Annotated in this window: 3 protein-coding genes; all 3 read left to right on the top strand. The window is 65.4% G+C overall.

Annotated features, from left to right (window positions below):
• A partial coding sequence (locus AC1D1X_RS20550; protein WP_477699035.1) for an allophanate hydrolase-related protein occupies positions 1–659 on the top strand: 659 nt, incomplete at its 5' end.
• A gap of 65 nt (positions 660–724) precedes the next feature.
• Positions 725–1,744, top strand: coding sequence for an ABC transporter substrate-binding protein (locus AC1D1X_RS20545; RefSeq protein WP_477670695.1), 1,020 nt, complete (start codon positions 725–727; stop codon positions 1,742–1,744).
• A 5-nt stretch (positions 1,745–1,749) separates the two neighbouring features.
• On the top strand, positions 1,750–2,586 hold the full coding sequence (locus AC1D1X_RS20540; RefSeq protein WP_477670694.1) for an ABC transporter permease: 837 nt from the start codon (positions 1,750–1,752) through the stop codon (positions 2,584–2,586).
• Position 2,587: the final 1 nt, after the last annotated feature.

The following is a 2,587-nucleotide window of genomic DNA, read 5'->3' as shown; positions in this document are numbered from 1 at the left end:
CCGTCACGCTGAACCGCCACCTGGGCACCTACACCAACTTCGTCAACCTGCTGGACTACGCGGCCCTTTCCGTGCCCAGCAGCCTGCGTCCTGACGGCCTGCCTTTCGGCATCACGCTGGTGGGGCTGGCGGGCAGCGACTGGCAACTGGCTGAGTTGGGGCAGCGCTATCACCATGCCACTGGTTTGCCGCTGGGCGCATTGAACGAAGCGCTGCCCGCACCCGCAGCGTTGCCAGGCATCCAGCCGGCGGCCACGGTCAGGCTGGCCGTGGTGGGCGCTCATCTTTCGGGCATGCCGCTGAACAGCCAGCTGACCTCGCGCGGCGCCACGCTGGTGGGCCCGGCACGCACCGCGCCAGACTACCGCTTTTACGCCCTGCCGGGCACGGTGCCGCCCAAGCCGGGGCTGCTGCGTGTGGCGGCCAATGAAGGTGCAGGCATCGCGCTGGAAATCTGGGAAATGCCGGTGCAGCACTACGGCTCTTTCGTTGCGCTGATCCCCGCGCCCTTGGGCATAGGCACGCTGGCGCTGGAGGGCGGCGGCAGCGTCCAGGGCTTCCTCTGCGAGGCGCATGCCCTGCAAGGTGCACAAGACATCACACACCTGGGCGGCTGGCGCGCTTACCTCGACTCACCGAAGCCAGTCGCGCAGGCGTGAAAGCTTTTCGTCCTCTTCATCAACCCATTCCTTCACCACTTATCCATCACCAGCAGGAGCATTTCATGAAGCCCGTTCCCACACCGTCATCCGCCCCCCACGGCCCGGCACGCCGCTCGCTGCTCAAGGCCACGGCCGCCGGCGCCACACTGGGCTTGCTGGGCATGCCCGCCTTCCTGCATGCGCAGGGCGGTCCCAAGATACGCATCGGCTACTGGCCCATCGCCGCCGGCCTGCCGTTCTACTCAGCCATCGAGCTGGGCTACTTCAAAGAGACCGGCCTTGACGTGGAGCCGCTCAAATTCGCCGGTGCGCAGCAGGTGATGGAGGCGGTGCTCTCGGGCCGCGCCGATGGCACCGCCAACGGCACCGGCTCGGCCAACATCGCCATCGGCGAGATCGCCCAGCCCGGCACCTTCAAGATCTTCTGCTCCAACCCCAGCAACGTGAAGAATGTGCTCGACGAGGTGATCGTGCCGGCGGCCAGTCCGGCCAAGGTGATGGCCGACCTCAAAGGCAAGCGCGTCGGCTCCGGCCCCGGCATCCAGAACGTGACGCTGGCCAAGACCGTGCTGGAGCGCGGCGGCGCTACCGGCGCGACCGTGGTCGAGCTGCCCATCGGCCAGCATGTGGCCGCGCTCGCCGCCGGCCAGATCGACGGTGCCTACACGCTGGAGCCCACCGGCACCATAGGCCGCATGAACGGCACGACGCGCGTGCTTGAAGCCGGCGTCATCGCGCGCTATGTACTGGGTGACCCGATGGCACCGTGGTTCGGCGGCTCGGCGTCGCTGTCTTCCGACTTCATCAAGAAGAATCCCGACGCGGCAAAAAAATTCGTCGCCGCCTACGGCAAGGGAGTGGCCTACGTGCGAAGCAAGTCGGTCGAGGCGCGCCAGTACCTCAAGGGCTACACCGCCATTGAAGGCCCGCTCACCGGCGAGGTGCCGCTGGCCGCCTACACCATGTACAACGAGTTCACCCCGGCCGACGTGGCGCACTTCCAGAAATTCTTCGACCTGTTCTCCGAAAAAGGCATCTTCAGTTCGCGCCTCATCGTAGACACCATGCTCTACAAGGGTTGAACACCATGAGTACCACCTCTCCCGTGACGGCAACGCCCGCCAAACCCTGGACGCCTCCGGCCGCGCCGGCGGCCGTCGTGCAGCGCAAACCGGCGCTGGACAAGGCCCTGCCCTTCATCGGCCCGGTGGCGCTCTTCATCATCTGGGACCTGGCCGTGCGCCTGGGCTTCATCAAGGCCATCCTGCTGCCGCCACCGATCGACGCGCTGGGCGCACTGCTCAGCGGCCTGGCTGGCGGGCCGCTCCTCAAGGACTTTGCCGTCACCGTGTGGCGAACGGTCCAGGCTTTCATGATCGCCGCCGCGGTCGGCATGCCGCTGGGCGTGCTGCTGGGCAGCAATGAAAAAGCCTACCGCAGCGTGGAATTCCTGATCGACTTCTTCCGCTCCACGCCGTCCTCGGCGCTGATTCCGCTCTTCCTGATGATTTTCGGCGTGTCGGACATCAACAAGGTGGCGATTGCCGCCTTCGGCGCGCTGCTGATCGTGGTCTTCAACAGCGCCTACGGCGTGATCAACGCGCGCAAGCAGCGTGTCATGGCGGCCAAAGTCATGGGCGCCTCGCGCTGGCAAGTGTTCAAGGACGTGTTGATCTGGGAAAGCCTGCAGCCGAGCTTTGTCGGCCTGCGTTCGGCGGTGTCCATGGCACTCGTCATCGTGATCGTTGCCGAGATGTTCATAGGCGCCGACACCGGCCTGGGCAACCGCATCATCAACTCGCAGCAGGTCATGAATGTGAAGGACATGTACGCGTCCATCCTGGCGGCCGGTGCGCTGGGGTATGCGCTGAATATTTTGTTTCTCATCGCCGAGCGCCGCATCGTGCATTGGAGTGGAAGATAAA

This window comes from Polaromonas sp. P1_G4 (assembly GCF_056405475.1).
This window is presented reverse-complemented; position numbering and strand designations above follow the sequence as displayed.

Bases quoted from the DNA above. Each gene is read 5' to 3' on its own strand.
- AC1D1X_RS20545 (WP_477670695.1), top strand. From the start codon at position 725: ATGAAGCCCGTTCCCACACCGTCATCCGCCCCCCACGGCCCGGCACGC.
- AC1D1X_RS20540 (WP_477670694.1), top strand. From the start codon at position 1,750: ATGAGTACCACCTCTCCCGTGACGGCAACGCCCGCCAAACCCTGGACG.